The organism is Paenibacillus sinopodophylli, assembly GCF_005930355.1.
Taxonomy (GTDB): Bacteria; Bacillota; Bacilli; order Paenibacillales; family Paenibacillaceae; genus Pristimantibacillus; species Pristimantibacillus sinopodophylli.
Window position 1 is genome coordinate 1 of sequence record NZ_VDBO01000040.1, and the last position, 1,793, is coordinate 1,793.

Consider the following 1,793-nt stretch of genomic DNA (forward strand, 5'->3'; position numbering starts at 1 on the left):
GAAATCGTTACTTCCGTTGCGCCGCTTGCCACAGTTGCCGTGTCAAGTGCCGTGCCGCCTGTTGCTGCCGCGTAGACGTTCACGACATCGCCTTCTGCTAGACCCGTTACTTTCACTGTATCTGCTGTACCTGTTGCATTATTCGTTGCGATTACTGTCGCTGCTGCTGGTGCTGCAGTGATTTCAGCATCGTACGCTTTAACTGTTCGTGTGCTCTCCAGCTTGCCATCGTTTACTACACTCACATAAACGCTGCTTGCTGTTGCGCCAAGCTGTGTAATCGTAACCGTTGCTGTTGTTGCACCTGTACCGACTGTTGCTGTTCCGATTGCTGTTCCGCCTGTTGCTGCTTTGTAGACATTGACGATGTCGCCTTCTACTAGACCTGTTACCACCACGGTATCATCTACGCCTGCTTTGTTGTTCGTTGCAGTGATCGTTGTTGCTAGTGGTGCTGTCGATACCGGCTCGGTTGCATATTTCGCAGCCGTACGCGTGCTCTCCAGCTGGCCTTCTGTTTTCACGCTGACAAATACACTTCCTGCAGCAACGCCGAGCTGTTCGATCGTTATCGTTGCCGTTGTTGCACCTGTACCGACTGTTGCTGTGCCGATTGCTGTGCCGCCTGTTGCTGCCGCGTAGACGTTCACGATGTCGCCTTCTGCAAGACCTGTTACCACTACAGTATCATCTACGCCTGCTTTGTTGTTCGTTGCAGTGATCGTTGCTGCTAGTGGCGCAGTAGCTACTGTCTCAGTTGCATATTTTGCAGCCGTACGTGCACTTTCCAGCTTGTTCGCTTTCGTTACCGATACGTACGCTGTTCCGCCTGTTGCGGTAAGCAGATCGTTTTTCGAAATCGTTACTTCCGTTGCGCCGCTTGCCACAGTTGCCGTGTCCAGTGCCGTGCCGCCTGTTGCTGCCGCGTAGACGTTCACGACATCGCCTTCTGCTAGACCCGTTACTTTCACTGTATCTGCTGTGCCTGTTGCATTGTTCGTTGCGGTTACTGTCGCTGCTACTGGTGCTGCAGTGATTTCAGCATCGTACGCTTTAACTGTTCTTGTGCTCTCCAGCTGACCATCTTTTTTCACGCTGACATAAACGCTGCTTGCTGTTGCGCCAAGCTGTGTAATCGTTACCGTTGCTGTTGTTGCACCAGTACCGACTGTTTCTGTTCCAATTGCTGTTCCGCCTGTTGCTGCTTTGTAGACATTGACGATGTCGCCTTCTTCAAGACCTGTTACCACCACGGTATCATCTACGCCTGCTTTGTTGTTCGTTGCAGTAATCGTTGCTGCAAGTGGTGCTGTAGCTACCGTCTCGGTTGCATATTTCGCAGCCGTACGTGCACTTTCCAGCTTGTTCGCTTTCGTTACCGATACGTACGCTGTTCCGCCTGTTGCGGTAAGCAGATCGTTTTTCGAAATCGTTACTTCCGTTGCACCGCTTGCCACAGTTGCCGTGTCAAGTGCCGTGCCGCCTGTTGCTGCCGCGTAGACGTTCACGATGTCGCCTTCTGCTAGACCCGTTACTTTTACCGTATCTGCTGTGCCTGTTGCATTATTCGTTGCTGTGATTGTTGTGCCTACTGGTGCTGCAGTGATCTCAGCATCATACGCTTTAACTGTTCGTGTGCTCTCCAGCTTGCCATCGTTTACTACACTCACATAAACGCTGCTTGCTGTTGCGCCAAGCTGTGTAATCGTAACCGTTGCTGTTGTTGCACCTGTACCGACTGTTGCTGTTCCGATTGCTGTTCCGCCTGTTGCTGCTTTGTAGACATTGACGAT

At 51.7% G+C, this 1,793-nt stretch carries 1 protein-coding gene; it reads right to left on the reverse strand.

What is annotated here, in order from left to right:
* Window positions 1-1,793 (reverse strand): hypothetical protein (locus FGT79_RS31715; RefSeq protein ID WP_212758671.1); only part of this gene is annotated, 1,793 nt, incomplete at both ends.